This is a genomic window from Aquitalea sp. ASV11 (genome assembly GCF_016429185.1).
Lineage (GTDB): Bacteria > Pseudomonadota > Gammaproteobacteria > Burkholderiales > Chromobacteriaceae > Aquitalea > Aquitalea pelogenes.
In genome coordinates, this window is sequence record NZ_JAELUD010000010.1 from 1 (window position 1) to 21,622 (window position 21,622).

A 21,622-nucleotide genomic window follows, 5' to 3' on the forward strand; every position below is an offset into this window, starting at 1 on the left:
GGCGGACGACGCAGGCAAGCTGGCGGACGAACTCTGCCTGCTATGGCCGGTGTACTGGACCATGGACTTGTCCGACCAGCCGGGCCTGGGCCATATCGGCATTACCGCATTCCATAGCGGCGACACCCTGCGCGATGTGCTGGCGCGTGCCAGCGACAGCCTGACACTGGCCGAAGCCCAGCCGCTGAACAGCTGGGTGCTGGACCAACAGCACGCCCAGGCCTCCAGTCAGGTACAGCCGGACTGGAAACCCCTGCTGGAGGCGGCGTGTGAGGATGATTCGCTGCAGCTGCGCTGGTATCCGGTATGTGACCCGGAACGTCATGTGCTGTGGCACGAAGGCATGCTGTATCGTCCGGCACGCGATGCCCTGCCCGCCATGAGTGCGCTGCGCCTGGTGTCGCAGGCCGCCCGGCTGGGCCTGGTGCACCGGCTGGACATCAATACCCTGCAACTGGCCTTGCAGCATGGCCCCGCCGGCTGCCTGGCGGTGAACATGTCACCGGCTTCCTTGCAGTATCCGGACTTCCTGCCGGCCATCCTGCAGTTGTTGCAGCGCTATCCCGGGCGGCAGATCAACTTTGAATTCCATGAAACCGGTCTGGACGAGCACTGGGAACACTTTGTCGCCTTCAGCCGTGCCATCCGCCCGGCCGGGCATCAGCTGGCGGTGGAGATCCAGGGCCATAATCTGGCACTGGTGGCCCGCACCCACGAGGCCAGCATCAGCTATCTGGTGCTCGACAGCACCCTCACCCAGGGCATCCATGCCGATGAAGGCCGTGCCGCACTCCTGCGCGGCCTGCTGCGCATGGCCGCCCTGATGGGTGTGCAGCTGGAAGCCAAGGGCATCGGCAATGCCGACGATGCCACGGCACTGGTGGAAATGGGCGTGCACTGCCTGACCGGCCCGGCCATTCACTGATACGACATCCTGGCCCCGGCAATCGGCCTGACAAGCCGGATGCATAAAAAAACCGACAGTGTCTGACTGTCGGTTTTTTGTTGGCTGAGCCGTATCAGTCGGTGATCAGCTTGCCGTGGTTCAGCAGGTTCTGGATGATCTGCGTATCCGAGGTATGCCCCAGGCCGCCACCCAGATCTGCCAGCGACACGCCCTTGAGCACGATGTCCACGGTATCGCCAGCCGTGCTGTTGACAAAACCACCCGAGGCGCTGACATGCACCGTGGTATCGCTGCCGCTCTGGCTGAAATGCAGGTAGCTGGTGAGGTTGCCGATGCCGGAGGCGTGGTTTTCCCCTTGCAGCAGGTCTTTCAGGTCCAGCGCCGAGCCACCGCTGGCATGATCGGCCAGATCGAAGTTGCTGATGGTGGTGGTGGTCGCAGCACTGCTGTTGCCATTGGAAGCCAGCGTCCACTTGAAGGTGTCCACACCCACGCCATCGCTCACTGCATGGTCACCGGAACCGAACACGGTTTCCGTCGCCACGGTGGACACATTACCGGCCTTGTCAGTCAGGGTGGCGGTATAAGTGGATACCGTGTTGGCAGCTGCTTGGTGCGCCGTTTCGGTCACACCATTGCTGATGTCAGTACTGGTCAGCACATGGGTAGTGCTGGTGCTCACACCGTTTTCCACCGCTGTAATAGTCAGCGTGTCGTTGGCAACCGCACCGGTACCGGCCAGCGAAACATCCAGTTCCAGCGCATGGCCTTGGGCAGTGGCCACCATATTGTCCACCTTCAGGCCGGTTGCGCCGCCGCCGGAGTTGTCCACCACGAAGGTCAGGGTGTTGTCGCCCACCACAAACAGGCCGCCTACCCCGCTGTCGTTGCTCAGGTCGACATGCTGGATCTGCGTCCACAGCTTGCTGTAGGACAGGCCGGTATCCTGGTCATTCACCAGAATCTTCACGTTGTCATCAGCGGATAGATCGAAGCTAATCAGCACCGTTGCCAGATCGGCCGCGGATGCAATATTGAAGGTGGTCTGATAACGGTAGGTACCATGCAGGTCGGACATGTCGCCAATCCACTGCGACTTGGTGTAGTCATTGGTCACCCAGGACTTGCTCTGGGCATCGGTCTGGCTGACCACCGTGGTGCCACTCAGGTTGGCACCCGCCGGCTTGGACTCCAGCGTGTAGTGGGCATCAGCCTGCCCGGCTGTCTGTGCATTACCGCTGGCATCCAGACCGGTATTGAACAGGCCGGTGATGGCGGCGGTACTGGCGGTGGACGACAGCTGTGCCGCCAACGGAGCCTGGGTGTCCAGGGTGTCGCTGTCGATGCTGTCGCTGGCGGTATTGCCCGCCTTGTCCACCACACTGGCGGTCACGCTGATCTTGCCCTGCTCCAGGCTGGTCAGGTCCAGCGTCAGGTCGCCGGAAGTACTCCAGCTGCCGTCTTTCTGCACGTGAACAATACTGGATACCGAATTGGTGCCGTCCGTGAAGGTGACGTACACCGCCTGGCCCGGTTCCACACCACTGGTGGAGCCGGTGACATTCACCTTACCCGCTTCGTTCTGGTTGAACGTACCGTCGCCGCCACTGCCATCATCCAGAATGGTGATGGTGGCCTGAGTGTCCAGCTTGTCGCTGTGGCTGTCGGTGGCGGTATTGCCTGCCACATCGCTGACTTGCGCCTTCACCGTCACTGCGCCATCGGTCAGCTTGCTCAGGTTGGCTGGCGATACCGACCAGCTGCCATCACTGCCTACCTTGGTGGTGGTGGTGACCACATGACTGGCACTGTCGGTGAAGGTGACGGTGACGGTCTGGCCTGCTTCCACACCACTGGTGGTGCCGCTGACTGCCGCAGTTGCTGCTTCTGTCTGGTTGAATACGCCATCCTTGCCACTGCCATCATTGGCGATGGTGATGCTGGCCGTGGTATCCACCGCGAACGCGGTGCCAAAGCCGGTGGCAGTCGCGCCATTGCTGTCCACCGCCTTGACCAGTGGAATATACACACCGTCGCCCAGGCTGTCGGTGACGCTGACCGACCAGTGGCCGGTGTTGTCAGCGCTGGTGGTGTAGCTGTGGCCGTTCAGGGTCACCGTGATCTGGCTGTTGGCATCTGCCGTGCCGGTGATGACCGGGGTCTTGTCTGCCGTGATGCTGTCGGCGGTATTGCTGCCGGTATCGTTGACGGCATCATGCTGCAGATGGCCGGTGGGGATGACAGGCTGGCTGTAGCTTGCAGATGCCGACGGCGAGATGTTGCCGCTCTTGTCGGAAACTGTTGCTGCCAGGGCGATGGAGGCACCGGCAGCCGGTGCGGCCATGCTCAGCGAAATCACCCCGTTCTGGTAGCTGTAGCTGTTGTGGCTGCCGTCTACCAGCTTGCCATTTTCCAGATGCAGGGTCAGGTCGGTATTGCCACTGCCGGTAAGGTGTACCGAACCACCATTCACCAGTACCGCCTGGTCATTGGCGTTAAGGGTGACCTGTGCGGTAACCGTGCTATCCGGTTGCAGCAGGTTGACGATGTTGTTGCCATTCTGTTCCAGGCTGACTTGCAGCGTGGCCAGCCCGCCCTGATCCCAGTACACGATCTGCATGGTGTGCTGGTTGTTGGCCGTGGCATCCAGATGAACCGTGTACCAGGCCGTTGCCGGAGACTGATTGTTGACCTCTTGCGCCACAACCTTGCCGTCAATCAGCAGCAGGTAGCCATCATCCGCACGCACGGCAATGTTGTAGTTACCGGCAGCCGCAGTGAATACGCCGCCGGTTTCCACGATGGCGCGCGAGGTGGTGCCATAGTTGCCCGACAGCTGCAGGTCGGTGCCGGTGCTGCCATGGCTGTTGGTGATGAAGTCTTGCAAGGCACCGGACGTGCCCAGATTGCTCTTCACCGCCAGCGAGCTGTCCTGCCAGGCCCCGGTACTGGTACCGAAGTTGATGGACTGGGCAATGAAAGTGGCGGTGGGGTTCAGGTTGACCAGATCACCCAGCACGGTAGTCAGGGCATTCTGGCCACTGGCAGGGTTGCTGATGTGCGCATCGTCGATGCCAAAGTAGTTGCTGTAACTGTACGTACCGCTGGCGACAAAGCTGACCTTCGGCGCATCCGGTGCCGTGGTATCCACGGCCAGGGTATGGCTGGCTTCCGGTGCGGGATTACCGGCGGCATCACGCACGTCGGCAGTCACGGTGTAGTTCTTGCCATCTTCCAGCTTGGCCACATCACCCGCCGGCACGGTTGTGCTCCAGTGACCGCCAGTCACATTGGCACTGTAATGGATACCGTTGAGCACCACGTCCACTTTCTGGCCATCTTCGGCACTGGTGCTACCGCTGATGGTCAGCGATTGGGTGTGCTCCTTGGCATTGATGATGTCATCACCAGCCAGTGTGCCGATGGTGAGCGTCGGCGCAACGGTATCCAGGGTGTCGCTGTTGATGCTGTCGCTGGCGGTATTGCCCGCCTTGTCCACCACACTGGCGGTCACGCTGATCTTGCCCTGCTCCAGGTTGGTCAGGTCCAGTGTCAGGTCGCCGGAAGTACTCCAGCTGCCGTCTTTCTGCACGTGAACAATGCTGGTTACCGAGTTGGTGCCATCGGTGAAGGTAACGTACACCGCCTGGCCCGGTTCCACACCACTGGTGGTGCCGGTGACATTCACGGTGCCGGCTTCGGTCTGGTTGAAGATGTGGTCGCCGCCGCTGCCATCATCCAGAATGGTGATGGTGGCGCTGGTATCCACCGACAGCTTGTGGCTGGCTTCCTGTGCCGGATTGCCTGCCTTGTCGCTGACATCGGCGGTGATGGTGTAGCTCTTGCCATCGGCCAGCTTGGCGACGTCAGCCTGTGGCACCGTCACGCTCCAGCTGTTGCCGTTGACAATGGCCTGGTAGTGCGTGCCATTGAGCACCACATCCACAGTCTGGCCGTTCTCGACACCGGTAGTGCTGCCGCTGATGGTCAGGTCTTGCTTTTGCTCGGCGGCATTGATCACATCATCGCCAGCCAGCGTGGTGGCAATGGCGATGGTGGGGGCGTTCAGGTCAAGGCCGTAGGCATGGTCTGCCGTGGCAGTGGTGCTGTTGCCTGCGTCATTGCTGGTGGTGACACTGGCCAGGACGTGGCTGTCCGCTTTCAGGTCGGCGCTGCTGACGGCAATGCTGAAGCCCAGCTTGCCACCGCCCAGGTCGATCACCTCGCCAGTCGCCGGGTTACCGTTTACCGTCAGGGTTACCTTGTCGTGCAGCTGGACGTCACCACCAACCGTACCGGTGATGGTCACGGTGCTGCCACTGACTTCCTTGATGTTCAGCACATTGTCGGCGGTGACCGGGTCAACCGTAATGCTGGCTGCTGGCGCGCCCAGTTTTTCTACCGCACTGTCACTGGCACTGGCCGAGGTGTTGCCATACTGGTCGGCTTGCACCGCGCTGATGCTGATGCTGTTGCCATCACCCGGCAGCGGCACGTTATACAGTTGCAGGCTGCCATTGACATATTCGCCACCGATATCCGGATTGCTACTGTGGACCGCGCCGTTCTTGTCTACGGTCAGGGTGCTGGTGACGCCGTTGTCAACGATGGTCACCGTGGCACTGCCACCGGACTTGATCACCATGTCAGACAGCTGCACCACGGCATCCACCGTGGTGTGGCCTTTGGTTTCGGCCACATTGAGGATGCCGTCATCGTTCTTGTCGGACACAATCAGCACGCTCGGCGCAGCCGGGCCTTCAGTCAGCAGGGTGCCGCTATCGCTGCCCTGGCCGGACTTGTTGCCCACGGCGTCGGTCTGGGTGGCGCTGATGCTGACCGACTCGCCATCTGCCGGGGTGGTCATACTGAGCGTGACCGTGCCGTTTTTGTAGCTGGCGGCTACTGTGCTGTCGGTACCGGTGATGGTGCCATCCGCATGTACCACCAGCGTGGCGGTATGGCCGCCATCGTTGACCACAATGGTGGCGCTGCCGTTCTTGGCCAGGTCGGCAGCATCCAGCTTGACGGTGGCTTCCACCTTGCCGTTGACCAGATCCGGCGTGCTGATGACGCCATTGGGGTCGCTATGTTCGGTAATCGTAACCGTCGGCGCGGCTGGCGCAACGGTATCCAGGGTGTCGCTGTCGATGCTGTCGCTGGCAGGATTGCCTGCCTTGTCGGCCACGCTGGCGGTCACGCTGATCTTGCCCTGCTCCAGGCTGGTCAGGTCCAGTGTCAGGTCGCCGGAAGTGCTCCAGCTGCCGTCTTTCTGCACGAAAACAATGCTGGTTACCGAGTTGGTGCCATCGGTGAAGGTAACGTACACCGCCTGGCCCGGTTCCACACCACTGGTGGTGCCGGTGACATTCACCGTGCCGGCTTCGGTCTGGTTGAAGATGTGGTCGCCGCCGCTGCCATCATCCAGAATGGTGATGGTGGCGCTGGTATCCACAGAAAGCTTGTGGCTGGCTTCCTGTGCCGGATTGCCTGCCTTGTCGCTGACATCGGCGGTGATGGTGTAGCTCTTGCCATCGGCCAGCTTGGCGACGTCAGCCTGTGGCACCGTCACCTTCCAGCTGTTGCCATTGACGTTGGCCTGGTAGTGCACACCATTGAGCACCACATCCACGGTCTGGCCGTTTTCCACACCGGTGGTGCTGCCGCTGATGGTCAGGTCTTGCTTTTGCTCGGCCGCATTGATCACATCATCGCCAGCCAGCGTGGTGGCAATGGCGATGGTGGGGGCGTTCAGGTCAAGGCCGTAGGCATGGTCTGCCGTGGCAGTGGTGCTGTTGCCTGCGTCATTGCTGGTGGTGACACTGGCCAGGACGTGGCTGTCCGCTTTCAGGTCGGCGCTGCTGACGGCAATGCTGAAGCCCAGCTTGCCACCGCCCAGGTCGATCACCTCGCCAGTCGCCGGGTTACCGTTTACCGTCAGGGTTACCTTGTCGTGCAGCTGGACGTCACCACCAACCGTACCGGTGATGGTCACGGTGCTGCCACTGACTTCCTTGATGTTCAGCACATTGTCGGCGGTGACCGGGTCAACCGTAATGCTGGCTGCTGGCGCGCCCAGTTTTTCTACCGCACTGTCACTGGCACTGGCCGAGGTGTTGCCATACTGGTCGGCTTGCACCGCGCTGATGCTGATGCTGTTGCCATCACCCGGCAGCGGCACGTTATACAGTTGCAGGCTGCCATTGACATATTCGCCACCGATATCCGGATTGCTACTGTGGACCGCGCCGTTCTTGTCTACGGTCAGGGTGCTGGTGACGCCGTTGTCAACGATGGTCACCGTGGCACTGCCACCGGACTTGATCACCATGTCAGACAGCTGCACCACGGCATCCACCGTGGTGTGGGCGTTGGTTTCGGCCACAGTGAGGATGCCGTCATCGTTCTTGTCGGACACAATCAGCACGCTCGGCGCAGCCGGGCCTTCAGTCAGCAGGGTGCCGCTATCGCTGCCCTGGCCGGACTTGTTGCCCACGGCGTCGGTCTGGGTGGCGCTGATGCTGACCGACTCGCCATCTGCCGGGGTGGTCATACTGAGCGTGACCGTGCCGTTTTTGTAGCTGGCGGCTACTGTGCTGTCGGTACCGGTGATGGTGCCATCCGCATGTACCACCAGCGTGGCGGTATGGCCGCCATCGTTGACCACAATGGTGGCGCTGCCGTTCTTGGCCAGGTCGGCAGCATCCAGCTTGACGGTGGCTTCCACCTTGCCGTTGACCAGATCCGGCGTGCTGATGACGCCATTGGGGTCGCTATGTTCGGTAATCGTAACCGTCGGCGTGGCCGGCGGGGTGGTGTCGATGATGGCGGTAGCTGTTGCCGTGGCCGTGACACCAGCGGTATTGGTGCTGGTAGCAATCAGGGTATCGGTGCCATCCGGCAGCGGCGAAGTGGGGGTAATGAACCAGTTACCATCGCTGCCCACGACTGCACTGCCAATTACCGCACCGGAGGTATTGGTGACGATGACGGTGAGGCCCGGAATACCGGTGCCATGAATGGTGGGGGTAGCGTCATTGGTGGCACTGATGTTGTCGATGCTGACATTGACCGGTACTGCGGTATTGCTGCTTGCCTGGTTTTGTTCGGTCGGCAGGTTGAAGGCGGCACCACCGGCACCGTCACCCAGCGCACCGCCCAGCGCTTCGCTCACGCGCATCAGGCGGACAAAGCCGTGGCTGCCTTCGTCGGCACCACCGGCACCGTTCAGGCCGGCAGCAGCAGGATCAAGCTGGGCCAAGGGGTCCTGGCCATTTTCCAGTGCGGCCAGCACTTGCTGTGCTTCCGGTGCCAGCTTGGCTACGGCAGCTTCGGTCTTGTCGGTGGTTTGCGGCTGCATGGTTTCGGGGGTCAGCGCCATTTCACGCGGGCCGTCCACATTGAGCAGCTCACCGTCGGCACGCGCCACCGACAGGGTGGCACCGTCCAGCAGCACCACACGCTCACCCGGCTGGATGATGTCGCCGGCCTTGAGGATACGTTCATGCCCTTGGGCATCAATCGCTTTGGCAACGCCGTTGACGGCAACAACCTGACCTTGGACAGCAGTGGTGCTCATGTCTGACTCCTGAAAACGCAATATGCAGTTGGGCCAGATTAATCAGTCATGACGAGAAAATATATTGTACTGAAGGGCAAAATCCTGATTATTTTCAGAAAATTCTTAGCTCAAAAAATAACAAAGCCGCTGCATCAGTTTGATGGAGCGGCTTGGGCGGCAAGGCCGGAGCAGAACTAGTGGCCGGTCAGTTTCAGCAGCAATTGCAGGCGATCTTCCACCTCGAACTTCTGGAATACCGAAGTGAGATGGGCCTTCACCGTGCGTTCGGAGATATCCAGCTGGCGGGCAATGTCCTTGTTGGCACGACCCTCCCGCAGTGCATCCACCACATCTTGCTCGCGCGCCGACAGGCGGCTGCGCCAGTCGGTTTCGGTCCTGGCCGGCAGCTGGCGACCAAAGCGGGCGCACAGTTGCTGCATGATGCTGCGCCCGACCCAGGTACCACCGGACTGCACCGTATCAAATACCTGTTGCAGCAGGTCCGGCGTACTCATGGCGTGGGCATAGGCCGCGGCACCGTATTGCAGCCACTGCATGCCTTCTTCGTCGCTCGGCAAGGAGGACAGGGCCAGTACCCGACAGTGCCGGCAAGCCTGTTGCATGTCCTGCTCGCTGGGGGGGGTGACCGCCAGATCCAGCAATACCAGACTGTCAGCCGCCACTTGGGAGCGGTTGAGCGCGGCCAGGTCCGGCAGCCGCAGGGCGTCTTGCAGCCCCAGACTGTCGGCCCAGCCGTCGGCCAGGGCCGCACTGGCCGTAATCAGAATAACGGGAGCGTTCATCGTTCGGTAAAGGCCTCTGCCTTGGCACGCAACACCGGTTTCAACAGATAGGAAAGAATGCTCTTCTTGCCCGTCATGATGTCCACCTGCGCCACCATGCCGGGAATGATGGGCAGGTGTTTCTCGCCCAATGCGCCCTGACTGGTGCGCACCTTAACAATGTAAAAGGCATTACCCTTGTCGTCGGTCACGGTATCGGCACCGATTTCCTGCAGGCTGCCTTCCATGCCGCCGTAAACGGTGTAGTCGTAGGCGGTAAAGCGCACCATGGCGCGCTGACCGGGGCGCAGGAAGGCGATGTCACGCGGCGACACGCGGGTTTCGATCATCAGCGAATCTTCCAGCGGCACGATTTCCAGGATGTCCTTGCCCGGCTGCACCACGCCGCCAATGGTGTTGACGAACAGGCGCTTGACTTCACCCTTTACCGGCGAACGCACCTCGGAAAGCTTGACCTTGTCGGCCAGTCCGGAGCTACCGGCGGACAGGCTGTTGATCTTGCCCATGGTGTCGGACAATTCGGCGCTGGCCTGATTGCGGAAGTTCAGCTCCACTTCCTGGATCTTGTGGTTGGCTTCGCTGATGGCGGCTTGCAGTTTGGGAATCTGCGCACTGGCCATGTCGCGTTCACCCTGATAGCGCGATACATCACGCTGCAAGCGCAGCAGGTCGACATCCGATACCGCACCGGATTCTTTCAACGGTTTGGTGACCGCCAGCTCGCGCTGGGTCAGCTGGTAGCCTTGCTGCGCCTGGGCCAGCTTGGCACGCACTTCGTTCAGCTCTTGCGAGCGCTGGGTCAGCTCCTGCCGGGCGATGGATACATTGGCATCCAGCTCGCGGCGCTTGGTCTGGTAAAGGTCGGTTTCCTGCCGGGCAATGTCCGCCGCCTGCTGCTCCACTTCCTTGGGCAATTCGAACGGCACGTTATTGGCGATGGCACGCAGCCGCGCCGCCTTGGCCAGCAAGGACAGATACTGGGCCTGGTTCTCGTTCAGCGAAGAAACAAAGCGGGTGTTGTCGATATTCAGCAGCAGCTGGCCTTTTTGCACGACCTGGCCTTCCTTGACCAGAATCTTGGATACCACGCCGCCATCCAGGCTCTGGATATGCTGGTTTTGCGATACCGGCACCACCTTGCCCTCGCCACGCGCCACTTCGTCAATCTGCGCCAGTGCCGCCCACAGCAGTGCCACCAGCAGCAATGCCAGCATGCTCCAGACAAAGATCCGCGGCCGGCCCGGGCTTTGCTCCAGAATGGCCCAGTCACCGTCAGTGGCAAAATCCTGGCGGTCCTGCAAATCGCGCGCCGCCGCCCAGTCCATCAGCTTGTCCCAGTAGGGCGAAGTCCGTCCCTGTCCGCCACGAATCCAGCCTTGCAGGCGTTGTTTCCATGTTTTTTTCATCAGCCTGCCCTCCCCACCTGGCCTTGTTGCAAGGCCTGAATCACGGCGGCCTTGGGTCCGTCAGCCACAATGGCACCGTTGTCGATCACGATCAGGCGGTCGGCCAGATCCAGCAGGGCATTGTGATGGGTCACCATGATCATGGTCTTGCCCACCATTACCTTGGCAAGGGTTTGCTTGATCTGGCCTTCGGTGGTGTGGTCCATATTGCTGGTGGGTTCGTCCATCAGCAGGATGGGCGGCGCATTAAGCAGGGCGCGGGCAATGGTGACGGCCTTGCGCTGGCCCCCGGACAGCGAATCGCCGCGCTCGCCGATCACCATGTCAAAGCCCTGCGGGTGACCGTTGATGAAGTCGGACAGCCCGGCCAGTTCGGCCGCTGCCGCCACGCTGGCGTCGTAGGCATGCGGTGCACCCATGGCGATGTTCTGCCGCAGCGTGCCGTAGAACAGCACCGCATCTTGCGGCACATAGCCGATATGGCGGCGCAGCTCGGCCGGGTCCACCTGGTTGATGTCGATGCCATCCACCCGTATCGAACCTTCGGTCGGCTGGAACAGGCCCAGAATCAGCTTTTGCAGCGTGGACTTGCCGGAGCCTACCCGGCCGATGATGGCCACCCGCTCGCCAGCCTTGATCTTGAACGAGACATTGCGCAGTGCCTGCTGCGGATTATCCGGGTAGCTGAACGACACATTGCGGAACTCGATCTCGCCCTGGAAGCTGGTGCGGTGGAAGAAATTGGCATCCTGCGGCCGCTCCACCGGCATCTTCATGAAGCCATCCAGCGAAGACAGCGAAGTCTTGGCATTGTGATACTGGGTCAGCAAGCCCACCAGCTGGCCAAGCGGTGCCATGGCACGGCCGGACAGCATCACCGCGGCAATCACCCCGCCCTGCGAGGTATTGCCATCCATGATCTGGTACACACCCAGCACCAGCATCACGATGGATACCAGCTGGGTGATGAAACCGGCGAAAGTGTTGGCCGAAGTGGCCAGCAGTTTCAGCCGCGCACCCACCTGAGCCAGAAACAGCGTGCCCTGCTCCCAGCGCCCTTGTTGCTGGCCTTCGGCAGCCAGAATCTTGATGGTTTCCAGCGCGGCCAGGTTTTCCACCAGCTGGGCATTGCGCTGGGCCGAGGCACGCAAGGTGGCCTCGGTCAGCTCTTTCATCTTTTCCTGAATCAGCAGGGCAAACACGATCATCAGCAAGCCGCCTACCAGCACCGGCACGGTCAAGAGCGGGGAAATCCACAGGATCACCAGCAGGAAGATCAGCACGAAAGGCAGGTCGATCAGGGCAGTGATGGAGGCCGAGGCAATGAAATCGCGCACGGTTTCAAAAGCCCGCAGATTGGAGGAAAACGCCCCCACCGAGGCAGGCCGTGCTTCCATGCGGATGCCCAGCACCCGCTCCATGATCAGGCTGGAGAGCGTCACATCCACCCGCTTACTGGCCAGGTCGATCAGATAGGCGCGGGTCATCTTCAGCAAAAAGTCGAACACCAGGGCCAGCAAGCCGCCAATGGCCAGCACCCACAGCGTCTCGGTTGCCATATTCGGCACCACCCGGTCGTACACATTCATAGACACCAGCGGTATCACCAGCGCAAACAGGTTGATCAGCAAGGCGGCAATCATGGCGTCGCGATACAGCGGCAGGCCGCCGTAAACGGTTTGCCAGAACCAGTGACGCGAGCGGATTTCACCCAGCTCCGGCGCACGGCGTTCAAAATTGAAGCGGGGACGGACAAAGATGGCCAGCCCCAGGTATTTGCCGGCCAGTTCATCCAGCGAAATGCTCACTTCGGATTCGGTCAGCTCGGAGAAGCTCACCCGTGCCATACCGCTTTCCGGGTCGATGGCGCGCAGAATGCAGGCTTCTTCGCCATCCAGCAGCAACACGGCGGGCAGCAGCGCGTCGCGCAGCTTGTCCAGCGGTTGACGCACCACGCGGGAGGTCAGACCGATCCGCCGCGCCGACCGTGAAAACATGGACGGATTCAAACGGTTATTGGTGAGTGGAATGCCTGCCACCAGCGATTCGCGCGTGGCATTGATGCCATACGCCCGCGCCAGGGCAAAAAGACAATCCAGCAAGGGGTCCAGATGTGTAGCCTGCGGAGGAATGAAACCATGTTGTCCGGCAGAGGACGGAGAGTGCATGCGCGACCCTTCAGAAGCTTGAATGTGATGAGTCTGAAATACTCGACTCTTCATTAATGACGATATTCTAATCGAAGCTTCAAAGGCGACAAGATGTTAAGATCAGTTAAAATTTTTACTTTAAAATACAAGCAGAATTTTCGCTGTATTTTGCGTATTTGCTTGGGATTAACAAAGAAAAAACAAAACCTGCCAATGGCAGGTTTGGTGTAGCGACTTCCGGCAGGACAATTCAGGCCGGTTTGCGCTTGAAAGTGCGGGCAAAACCCAGCACGCAGCCAAAGAACACCACGCTGATTGCCACTTCCCACAAGGCCAGGGTTTGCGACAGGCCGCTGTCGCCCCAGCTGCGCATGATGCCTTCGGTAAAGAAGGCCAGAATGAACATGCTGGACCACTGGTAGGTATACAGGCGCTCCTTGAGAATGCCCATCAGCGGTGCCAGCAGGATGACAGCCTTGAGCGCAAGAAACGAGCCGCCCGGTCGTACCGGGGCCAGCCACAGCTCCCAGGCCAGGGTCAGCAAAATCAGGGCGACCAGACTGGCAGCCGCGCCGTAGTGAAACAGTTTTCGGTTCATTTTTCCTGACTTCCGACGCTCACGGCACGACCGGGGCGCGCCATGAATACCGCCATGATGATGCCTACTTCGTACAGCAACCACAGCGGTACGGCCAGCATGGTTTGCGACAACACGTCCGGCGGCGTGACCACCGCTGCCACCACGAAGGCACCGACAATCACATAGGGTCGGCCTTCGCGCAGCTTGGCAATCGAAATCACCCCCATGCGCACCAGCACTATCACGATGATGGGCACTTCAAAGGTGACACCAAAGGCGATGAACATGCCCATGACAAACGACAGGTATTTGTCGATGTCGGTCATCATGCTCACCCCGCTGGGTGTCATCATGGAGAAAAAGTGGAATGCCACCGGAAACACCAGGAAATAGGCAAACGCCATCCCCAGCAGGAACAGCAGCACGCTGGCCACCACCAGCGGCAGGATCAGTTTTTTCTCGTGGCTGTACAGCCCCGGCGCGACAAAAGCCCACACCTGGTACAGGGTGTTGGGCAGCGAAATGAGGAAGGCCACCAGCATGGTGAGCTTCATCGGCACGAAGAAAGTGGCCGTCACCTCGGTGGCGATCATGCTGCCGCCATTGGGCAGCGCGTCCAGCAAGGGTTTGGCCAGCAAATGATAGATATCACCAGACCAGTGAAACAGGCCGAGAAACACCAGCATCAGGCCCAGAATGGCGCGTACCAGCCGTGTGCGCAATTCCAGCAGATGGACAAGCAAAGGTTGTTCGTTCATGCGTGAGGATGGGATGGGGTGGAAGTCTGTCCGGACGCTGGCGGCATGTCATCAAACAAGTCCAGCTGGTTTTCGTCGCGTGGCGGGGCTTCCGGCGCGGACTTTTCCTCCACCACGGTGGATACCACGGCGGCAGGTGCCGCCGCTGCCTGCAAATCCAGCCCGCCATGAATGGTGCGGGCGGCCTCTTCCAGCGGTGCCTTGGCCTCGCTGGACAGTTGCTGCAGCTGGGCGGACTGGGCGGCCATTTCCTGCCGTACGCCCTGCACTTCCGCTTCCATCTGCGCCTTGAAACTGCTGGCCGCATCCTGGATATCGTTGCGCAGGCCATCCAGGCCGCTCAGATTGGCCTGCTGATGGATGTCGGCCTTGACGCTGGCAACAAAGCGCTGGGCACGCGCCACCAGCGCACCCAGGGTGCGGGCAACGGTGGGCAGGCGCTCCGGCCCCAGCACCACCAGTGCCACGATGCCGATCAGGAGGATTTCACCAAAGCTGATATCGAACACGATGCGGCCTGTGGTTTATTTCTTGTCGGATTCGTTGTCGATGATGCGGCCGGTTTCGGCAGGCTTGTCGGCCTTTTCGTTCTCGCCCTTCATGCCTTCCTTGAAGCCACGCACGGCGCCACCCAGGTCTTCACCCACGTTTTTCAGTTTTTTGGTGCCAAACACCAGCACCACGATCAACAGCACAATCAGCCAGTGCCAGATACTGAAAGAACCCATTGCAACTTCCTTTCAAAATGATCAGGCGCACCCTTGGCCGGGTACGCCGTTTACACCATCAGCCCTTGTGGCCGAATACATGCACATGCAGGTGGAACACTTCCTGACCACCACCGTGACCGGTATTGATGCCGGTCTTGAAGCCGGCCGCCAGGCCCTGCTCGGCAGCCAGACGCGGCACCAGGCCCATGATGCGGCCCAGCAGCGCTTCGTGTTCCGGGCCGCACTCGGCCAGCGAGGCCACGTGCAGCTTGGGAATGATCAGGAAATGAACCGGAGCCAGCGGACGGATGTCATGGAAAGCCAGCACTTCGTCGTCTTCGTATACCTTGTTGCAGGGAATCTCCCCTGCGGCAATCTTGCAGAAAATGCAGTCGCTCATTGCGTGTTCCTGTCGGGTGTTCAGGCGGGACGGGAGGCTTTTTCGTCGATGCCGGAAATGCCTTCGCGGCGATGCAGCTCCATCAGCACGTCTTCCGGACGCAGGCCATGATAAGCCAGCAGCACCATGGAGTGGAACCACAGGTCGGCTACTTCACGCACCAGATGCAGCTTGTCCTTGTCCTTGGAGGCCATGATGGTTTCTGCCGCCTCTTCTGCCACTTTTTTCAGAATGGCGTCTTCACCCTTGTGAAACAGGGAGGCCACATAGGAGGACTGGGGGCTCGCCTCGCGGCGGGCTTCCAGGGTGTCGGCTACAGTCTTGAGCACATCGAAGGTCATGATGCTTCACCTTTGCATACTGGGAATTCGGCAAGTATAGGCCGATTCACACATCGGCCGTTAGCGCCAGAAGGCGGCTTGCCATTGTAACGGCTGCGCATGGCAGCCGTTTGACACGGCGCAACTCAATGCTTGTGCTGGTAAATGGCGTCCGGGTCTTTGAGTACCGCATCCACGATGGTCCAGCCACCGTTTTCAAAACGGCGGTAGAAACAGCTTTCGCGGCCGGTGTGGCAGGCAATGCCGCCAGCCTGCTGGATTTGCATCACGATCACGTCGCCGTCGCAATCCAGGCGCAGTTCTTGCACGGTTTGCAGATGACCGGACTCCTCGCCTTTTTTCCACAGCTTCTGGCGCGAACGGCTCCAGTAGTGGGCAATGCCGGTGTCGGCCGTCAATTGCAGGCTTTCACGGTTCATCCAGGCCACCATCAGCACGCGGCCGGTGGCACTGTCCTGGGCAATGGCGGTCACCAGGCCCTGGGCATCCCACTTCACTTCGTCCAGCCAGTTGCTCATAGCCGCACCTCGATGCCTGCGTCACGCATGGCTTCCTTGGCCTCGCGCACCGTGTATTCGCTGAAGTGGAAGATGCTGGCAGCCAGCACGGCATCGGCCTTGCCCAGCTTCACCCCATCCACCAGATGCTGCAGATTGCCCACGCCACCGGAGGCAATCACCGGAATGCCGACGCCTTCGGACACGGCACGGGTGAGCGGCAGGTTGAAGCCGATCTTGGTGCCGTCGCGGTCCATGCTGGTGAGCAGGATTTCACCGGCACCGTATTCCTGCATCTTTTGCGCCCATTCCACGGCGTCGATGCCGGTACGGTTGCGCCCGCCATGGGTAAACACTTCCCAGCGGTCGTTTTCCGGGGTGACGGCCTTGGCGTCCACTGCCACCACAATGCACTGGCTGCCGAACTTGGCGGCGGCTTCGCGCACCAGTTCGGGGTTGGTCACCGCAGCGGTATTGATGCTGACCTTGTCGGCACCGGCGTTGAGCAGACGACGGATGTCTTCCACCTTGCGCACGCCACCACCCACGGTCAGCGGGATGAACACCTGTTCGGCCACCGATTCGATCACATGCAGGATCAGGTCGCGGTCGTCAGAGCTGGCGGTAATGTCCAGAAAGGTAAGCTCGTCGGCACCTTGCTCGTTGTAGCGCCGGGCGATTTCCACCGGGTCGCCGGCATCGCGCAGGCCGACAAAGTTGACGCCCTTGACGACGCGACCGGCAGTCACGTCCAGACAGGGAATAATGCGTTTGGCCAGAGTCATGTTCGCAACATAAAAAAAGCTTGGCCGAAACATTTTCGGCCAAGCTGGGGTTTAAGGCAGGATCAGGCCTCGGACAATTCGTCGGCCAGTGTCTGCGCAGCAGCAAAGTCGATGCTGCCTTCGTAGATGGCACGGCCGGTGATGGCACCTTCGATGCCCTCGTCTTCCACAGCGCACAGATTGCGTACGTCGTCGAGGTTGGTCAGGCCGCCGGAGGCAATCACCGGAATGGTCAGTGCCTGGGCCAGCTTGACGGTGGCTTCGATATTGACGCCGTTCATCATGCCGTCACGGCCGATATCGGTGTAGATCACCGAATTGACGCCGTAATCCTGGAAGCGCTTGGCCAGGTCGATCACATTGTGATTGGTGATCTTGGCCCAGCCATCAATGGCCACCATGCCATCCTTGGCATCCAGACCGACAATCACCTGACCGGGGAAGGCATCGCAGGCATCATGCAGGAAGCCGGGGGTTTTCACCGCAGCGGTACCGATGATGACGTAGGACAGGCCCATGTCGAGGTATTTTTCGATGGTGTCCAGGTCGCGGATGCCGCCACCCAGTTGAACCGGCATGTCGTCGCCCACTTCCTGCAGGATGGAGCGGATGACATTCAGGTTCTTGGGTTTGCCGGCAAAGGCACCGTTCAGGTCCACCAGATGCAGGCGTCGTGCGCCCTGGTCTCGCCAGTGAGCGGCCACCTGGACCGGGTCATCGGAAAAGACGGTGGCATCGTCCATGACGCCCTGTTTCAGGCGTACGCATTGACCATCTTTGAGGTCGATAGCGGGTATAAGCAGCATGGTGCTAGATCAACGTAAGTTAAACACTGCCGTCCCATGCCAGGAAGTTCTTCATCATCTGAAGACCGGCACGGTGGCTCTTTTCGGTATGAAACTGCGTCGCAAAGATATTGCCACGCCCGACGATACAGGAAAATCTGTCCGGGTACTCACTTTCCGCCAGCGTCAGCGCTGCATCGGCCGGGGCGAAATGGTAGCTGTGGACAAAATAGAAACGCTCGCCATCTTCTATCCCGGCAAACAGCGGATGGGATGTTGTCTGGTAAACGCGGTTCCAGCCCATGTGCGGCACCTTGAGGCGCTCGCCAGCGGCGTCAGTCAGGTTAGCCGAAAACCGGACCACATTGCCCGGAAACAGGCCAAGTCCGGGGGTATCGCCTTCTTCACTGTGCTGGAAAAGCAACTGTGCACCCACGCAAATGCCAAAAAACGGCTTGGTTTGCGTGGTTTCACGTACTGCCTCGGCCAGGCCGTAGCTGTTGAGCTCGCGCATGCAGTCCGGCATGGCACCCTGACCGGGAAACACAACCTTGTCTGCCTTGACGATGGCTTCCGGGTCGCGGCTGAGGAAAATGTCCGCACCCTGGTCGTTGACTGCCTGGATGGACTTGAGCACTGAGTGCAGATTGCCCATGCCATAGTCGATTACTGCGACTTTCATCTTGCCCCTAACTGTTCGGGTGAAGGTGGGCTGCGGCTCAGGCCGTCAGCGTGCCCTTGGTGGACGGCGTGGCACCGCCCATGCGTTCGTCCACTTCACAGGCCATGCGCAGTGCGCGGCCAAAGGCCTTGAAGATGGTTTCGGCCTGATGGTGGCTGTTTACCCCGCGCAGATTGTCGATATGCAGGGTCACCATGCTGTGGTTGACGAAGCCATGGAAAAACTCGGAGAACAGGTCTACATCGAACTGGCCGATGCTGGCGCGGGTGTATTCCACGTTGTACACCAGACCGGGACGGCCGGAGAGGTCGATCACCACGCGGCTGAGCGCTTCGTCCAGCGGCACGTAGGCATGGCCATAACGGCGAATGCCCTTCTTGTCGCCAATCGCTTTGGCAAATGCCTGACCCAGCGTGATGCCGATGTCTTCCACCGTGTGGTGGGCATCAATGTGCAAATCGCCCTTGGCCACGATGTCCAGGTCGATCAGGCCGTGGCGGGCAATCTGGTCCATCATGTGGTCGAGAAAGGGCACGCCGGTATCGAAATGGCTGCGGCCAGTACCATCCAGGTTCAGGGTGACGGTGATCTGGGTTTCCAGGGTATTGCGGGTAACGGAGGCTGTTCTCATGATTTCAGGCAAAGTAGCCGGCCAGTGCAGCAAGCACGGCCGTGTTTTCATCCGGACTGCCCACGGTCAGCCGCAGACAGTTGTCGAGCAGCGGGTGGCTGCCATGCAAGTTCTTGATCAGGATGCCATTTTTCTTCAGGAAGGCAAACAGTTCTGCGGCATCCGGCACGCGGATGGTGACAAAATTGGCCTGTGAATCAAACGCGGTCAACGCGCTGTACTGACGCAAGGCCTGCAGCAAGCGCTGGCGTTCGTCGCGCAGGGTCTGTGCCTGCTGCATGAACACAGCCAGATGGCGCAGCGCAAAGCGGGCTGCCGCCTGGGTCAGCACATTGATGTTGTAGGGCGGGCGTACCTTGTCCAGCTCGTCTATCCATTCGGCACAGCCTGCGGCATAGCCAAGGCGCAGACCGGCCAGGCCCAGCTTGGACAGGGTGCGCATCACCAGCAGATTGGGGCGGCTACCGGCCAGATCCATCAGGCTGTCGCTGGCAAAGGCCTGGTAGGCCTCATCCACCACCACCAGTCCCGGTGCGGCATCCAGTACGGCCAGAACCTGCTCGCGGCCAAACTGCGGGCCGGTGGGATTATTGGGATAAGACAGGAACACCATCGCCGGTTGATGGGTGGCAATGGCCTCCAGCAAAGCTGGCAGATCCAGGCTGAAATCGGCATTGAGCGGCACCCCGACATACTGCAGGCCGGAGAACAGCGCATTCATGCGGTACATGACGAAGGATGGTTCCAGCGCCAGCATCACCGCGCCGGGGCGCGCCAGTGCCTGGGCAATCAGGGTGATGATTTCGTCCGAACCGTTGCCCAGCAGCACACTGGCGGCTGCCGGTATGTCAAACGCAGCCTTCAGTTCGTCCTTCAGCCCGCCGCCATGCGGATCGGGATAACGGTTGATGGCGACGTCGGCCAGGCATTGCCCCAGTTCGGCGCGCAGTGCAGCTGGCAGCGCGTAGGGGTTTTCCATGGCGTCCAGCTTGATGAGGCCGCTGGCATCAGCCACGTGGTAGGCCTTGATTCCGGCAATTTCCGGACGGACCAGTTGCTTGGCAGTCAATGTCATGATGATGGAGCCGGATCAGTTGTCATCCCAACCGACCGACTGTTTCAGATGTAGCTGTTTCAGGTATGCAAGGGGCGCTGCCGGAACAACGCACAGGCTGGCTATCCTACCGTGTTCGGCTGTTTTGGGCTAGTTGCGCGCCGTGGCCAGCCCGCATGATGGCACGGGAAGCCGACATTTGACGACATTTTCACCGCACACAAAAAAACAGGGCCGGTATCGAGCCGGCCCTGTCTTCAGCTGAAGTGGTTTTCTCAGGATTCCAGCCGCAGCTCGGCAGCACGGGCGTGAGCGGTGAGGCCTTCGCCATGCGCCAGCACGCTGGCGATCTTGCCCAGCTTCTGTGCGCCGGCGGCAGACACGCGAATCAGGCTGGAGCGTTTCTGGAAGTCGTACACGCCCAGCGGGCTGGCAAAGCGTGCGGTGCGGCTGGTGGGCAGCACGTGGTTGGGGCCTGCACAGTAGTCGCCCAGGCTTTCCGAGGTGAAACGGCCCATGAAGATGGCACCGGCATGACGCAGCAGCGGCAGGCTGGCGTCCGGGTCAGCCACCGACAGCTCCAGATGTTCCGGCGCGATGTAATTGGCAATCTCGCAGGCTTCGGCCAGATCGCGCACCTGGATCAGCGCGCCACGGTTGCCCAGGCTGGCTTCGATGATGGCGCGGCGCGGCATGGTGGGCAGCAGCTTTGCAATGCTGGCTTCCACTTCGGCAATGTATTGTGCCGACGGGCACAACAGGATGGCCTGGGCGATTTCGTCGTGCTCGGCCTGGCTGAACAGGTCCATGGCAATCCAGTCGGCCGGGGTGTTGCCATCGCAGATCACCAGGATTTCGGACGGACCGGCCACCATGTCGATGCCCACCACGCCGAACACGCGGCGCTTGGCAGCGGCCACATAGGCATTGCCCGGCCCGGTAATCTTGTCCACCTGCGGGATGGTTTCCGTGCCATAGGCCAGCGCGGCCACGGCCTGGGCACCGCCACAGGTGAATACCTTGTCCACCCCTGCAATGAAGGCAGCGGCCAGCACCAGGTCGTTGCGCTCGCCTTGCGGGGTGGGCACCACCATGATGATTTCGCCCACACCGGCCACCTTGGCCGGCATCGCGTTCATCAATACCGAGCTGGGATAGGCGGCCTTGCCACCGGGCACGTAGATGCCAACGCGGTCCAGAGCGGTGACTTGCTGGCCCAGCAGGGTGCCGTCTTCGTCTTCGTAGCTCCAGGAATGGGCCAGTTGCTTTTCGTGGTAGCGACGGACCCGTTCGGCGGCGGCGCTCAGGGCCTGTTGCACTTCGGCAGGCAGACGCAGCCAGGCGGCTTCCAGTTGCTCGCGCGACAGGGTGAGTTCGGCCATGGAGGCGGCCTGCATGCGGTCGAAGCGATTGGTGTATTCCAGTACTGCAGCATCACCGCGTGCCTTGACGTCATCGCAGATGGCGGCCACGGCGCTGTCCACTGCCGGGTCCTGCGCGGTTTCAAAGGCCAGCAGTGCTTGCAGTTGCTGCTGGAAATCAGCTTGGGTCGAAGACAGTTTCAGCATGGGA

18 protein-coding genes are annotated in these 21,622 nt (G+C 60.6%); 1 reads left to right on the forward strand and 17 read right to left on the reverse strand.

What is annotated here, in order from left to right; all coding sequences use genetic code 11:
* The coding region (locus tag JHD62_RS05300; RefSeq protein WP_199102059.1) for an EAL domain-containing protein at positions 1–925 on the forward strand (925 nt) is incomplete at its 5' end.
* 94 nt (positions 926–1,019) lie between these two features.
* Here JHD62_RS05300 and JHD62_RS05305 read toward each other — a convergent pair.
* The 17 genes from JHD62_RS05305 to hisD form a co-directional block, all read right to left on the reverse strand.
* Positions 1,020–8,486 carry a retention module-containing protein gene (locus tag JHD62_RS05305; protein WP_199102060.1) on the reverse strand — a complete coding sequence of 2,489 codons (7,467 nt, stop codon included), beginning with the start codon at positions 8,484–8,486 and terminating at the stop codon, positions 1,020–1,022.
* A 176-nt stretch (positions 8,487–8,662) separates the two neighbouring features.
* Complete coding sequence (locus JHD62_RS05310) at positions 8,663–9,271, reverse strand: response regulator transcription factor (protein ID WP_199102061.1); 609 nt, start codon at positions 9,269–9,271, stop codon at positions 8,663–8,665.
* The gene (locus tag JHD62_RS05315; RefSeq protein WP_199102062.1) at positions 9,268–10,677 is read right to left on the reverse strand and encodes an HlyD family type I secretion periplasmic adaptor subunit; all 1,410 of its coding nucleotides are present in this window, start codon (positions 10,675–10,677) and stop codon (positions 9,268–9,270) included. The genes JHD62_RS05310 and JHD62_RS05315 overlap by 4 nt, the downstream gene beginning before the upstream one ends.
* A complete protein-coding gene (locus JHD62_RS05320) occupies positions 10,677–12,845 on the reverse strand; it encodes a type I secretion system permease/ATPase (protein WP_199102063.1) in 2,169 nt (722 codons plus the stop codon). Before JHD62_RS05320 ends, JHD62_RS05315 begins: the two co-directional genes overlap by 1 nt.
* A 232-nt stretch (positions 12,846–13,077) precedes the next feature.
* Entirely contained in the window at positions 13,078–13,425 is a 348-nt protein-coding gene (locus JHD62_RS05325; RefSeq protein WP_045845759.1) for a DUF2069 domain-containing protein, read from the reverse strand.
* Positions 13,422–14,165, reverse strand: a complete 744-nt coding sequence (gene tatC, locus JHD62_RS05330; protein ID WP_199102064.1) for a twin-arginine translocase subunit TatC — start codon at positions 14,163–14,165, stop codon at positions 13,422–13,424. The genes JHD62_RS05325 and tatC overlap by 4 nt, the downstream gene beginning before the upstream one ends.
* Positions 14,162–14,674, reverse strand: coding sequence for a Sec-independent protein translocase protein TatB (tatB, locus tag JHD62_RS05335; RefSeq protein ID WP_199102065.1), 513 nt, complete (start codon positions 14,672–14,674; stop codon positions 14,162–14,164). Before tatB ends, tatC begins: the two co-directional genes overlap by 4 nt.
* 15 nt (positions 14,675–14,689) lie before the next feature.
* Positions 14,690–14,893, reverse strand: coding sequence for a Sec-independent protein translocase subunit TatA (tatA, locus tag JHD62_RS05340; protein WP_045845762.1), 204 nt, complete (start codon positions 14,891–14,893; stop codon positions 14,690–14,692).
* 58 nt (positions 14,894–14,951) lie between these two features.
* Positions 14,952–15,275 (reverse strand): histidine triad nucleotide-binding protein, encoded by a 324-nt coding sequence (locus tag JHD62_RS05345; RefSeq protein WP_045845763.1) that lies wholly within the window; start codon positions 15,273–15,275, stop codon positions 14,952–14,954.
* A gap of 20 nt (positions 15,276–15,295) precedes the next feature.
* Positions 15,296–15,616 carry a phosphoribosyl-ATP diphosphatase gene (locus JHD62_RS05350; RefSeq protein WP_199102066.1) on the reverse strand — a complete coding sequence of 107 codons (321 nt, stop codon included), beginning with the start codon at positions 15,614–15,616 and terminating at the stop codon, positions 15,296–15,298.
* Positions 15,617–15,741: 125 nt separating this feature from the next.
* On the reverse strand, positions 15,742–16,134 hold the full coding sequence (gene hisI / locus JHD62_RS05355) for a phosphoribosyl-AMP cyclohydrolase (protein ID WP_199102067.1): 393 nt from the start codon (positions 16,132–16,134) through the stop codon (positions 15,742–15,744).
* Positions 16,131–16,898 (reverse strand): imidazole glycerol phosphate synthase subunit HisF, encoded by a 768-nt coding sequence (gene hisF, locus JHD62_RS05360; protein WP_045845852.1) that lies wholly within the window; start codon positions 16,896–16,898, stop codon positions 16,131–16,133. The genes hisI and hisF overlap by 4 nt, the downstream gene beginning before the upstream one ends.
* 62 nt (positions 16,899–16,960) lie before the next feature.
* Positions 16,961–17,704, reverse strand: coding sequence for a 1-(5-phosphoribosyl)-5-[(5-phosphoribosylamino)methylideneamino]imidazole-4-carboxamide isomerase (hisA, locus tag JHD62_RS05365; protein WP_045845766.1), 744 nt, complete (start codon positions 17,702–17,704; stop codon positions 16,961–16,963).
* A 19-nt stretch (positions 17,705–17,723) separates the two neighbouring features.
* The gene (hisH, locus tag JHD62_RS05370) at positions 17,724–18,365 is read right to left on the reverse strand and encodes an imidazole glycerol phosphate synthase subunit HisH (protein ID WP_045845853.1); all 642 of its coding nucleotides are present in this window, start codon (positions 18,363–18,365) and stop codon (positions 17,724–17,726) included.
* A gap of 37 nt (positions 18,366–18,402) precedes the next feature.
* Complete coding sequence (gene hisB / locus JHD62_RS05375; RefSeq protein WP_045845854.1) at positions 18,403–18,996, reverse strand: imidazoleglycerol-phosphate dehydratase HisB; 594 nt, start codon at positions 18,994–18,996, stop codon at positions 18,403–18,405.
* 4 nt (positions 18,997–19,000) lie between these two features.
* Positions 19,001–20,071, reverse strand: coding sequence for a histidinol-phosphate transaminase (gene hisC, locus JHD62_RS05380; RefSeq protein ID WP_199102068.1), 1,071 nt, complete (start codon positions 20,069–20,071; stop codon positions 19,001–19,003).
* A gap of 254 nt (positions 20,072–20,325) precedes the next feature.
* Complete coding sequence (hisD, locus tag JHD62_RS05385) at positions 20,326–21,618, reverse strand: histidinol dehydrogenase (RefSeq protein WP_199102069.1); 1,293 nt, start codon at positions 21,616–21,618, stop codon at positions 20,326–20,328.
* Between the last annotated feature and the right edge of the window lie 4 nt (positions 21,619–21,622).

Coding starts and splice junctions, on each gene's coding strand:
- JHD62_RS05305 (WP_199102060.1), bottom strand. CDS start 8,486: ATGAGCACCACTGCTGTCCAAGGTCAGGTTGTTGCCGTCAACGGCGTT.
- JHD62_RS05310 (WP_199102061.1), bottom strand. CDS start 9,271: ATGAACGCTCCCGTTATTCTGATTACGGCCAGTGCGGCCCTGGCCGAC.
- JHD62_RS05315 (WP_199102062.1), bottom strand. CDS start 10,677: ATGAAAAAAACATGGAAACAACGCCTGCAAGGCTGGATTCGTGGCGGA.
- JHD62_RS05320 (WP_199102063.1), bottom strand. CDS start 12,845: ATGCACTCTCCGTCCTCTGCCGGACAACATGGTTTCATTCCTCCGCAG.
- JHD62_RS05325 (WP_045845759.1), bottom strand. CDS start 13,425: ATGAACCGAAAACTGTTTCACTACGGCGCGGCTGCCAGTCTGGTCGCC.
- tatC (WP_199102064.1), bottom strand. CDS start 14,165: ATGAACGAACAACCTTTGCTTGTCCATCTGCTGGAATTGCGCACACGG.
- tatA (WP_045845762.1), bottom strand. CDS start 14,893: ATGGGTTCTTTCAGTATCTGGCACTGGCTGATTGTGCTGTTGATCGTG.
- JHD62_RS05345 (WP_045845763.1), bottom strand. CDS start 15,275: ATGAGCGACTGCATTTTCTGCAAGATTGCCGCAGGGGAGATTCCCTGC.
- JHD62_RS05350 (WP_199102066.1), bottom strand. CDS start 15,616: ATGACCTTCGATGTGCTCAAGACTGTAGCCGACACCCTGGAAGCCCGC.
- hisI (WP_199102067.1), bottom strand. CDS start 16,134: ATGAGCAACTGGCTGGACGAAGTGAAGTGGGATGCCCAGGGCCTGGTG.
- hisF (WP_045845852.1), bottom strand. CDS start 16,898: ATGACTCTGGCCAAACGCATTATTCCCTGTCTGGACGTGACTGCCGGT.
- hisA (WP_045845766.1), bottom strand. CDS start 17,704: ATGCTGCTTATACCCGCTATCGACCTCAAAGATGGTCAATGCGTACGC.
- hisH (WP_045845853.1), bottom strand. CDS start 18,365: ATGAAAGTCGCAGTAATCGACTATGGCATGGGCAATCTGCACTCAGTG.
- hisB (WP_045845854.1), bottom strand. CDS start 18,996: ATGAGAACAGCCTCCGTTACCCGCAATACCCTGGAAACCCAGATCACC.
- hisC (WP_199102068.1), bottom strand. CDS start 20,071: ATGACATTGACTGCCAAGCAACTGGTCCGTCCGGAAATTGCCGGAATC.
- hisD (WP_199102069.1), bottom strand. CDS start 21,618: ATGCTGAAACTGTCTTCGACCCAAGCTGATTTCCAGCAGCAACTGCAA.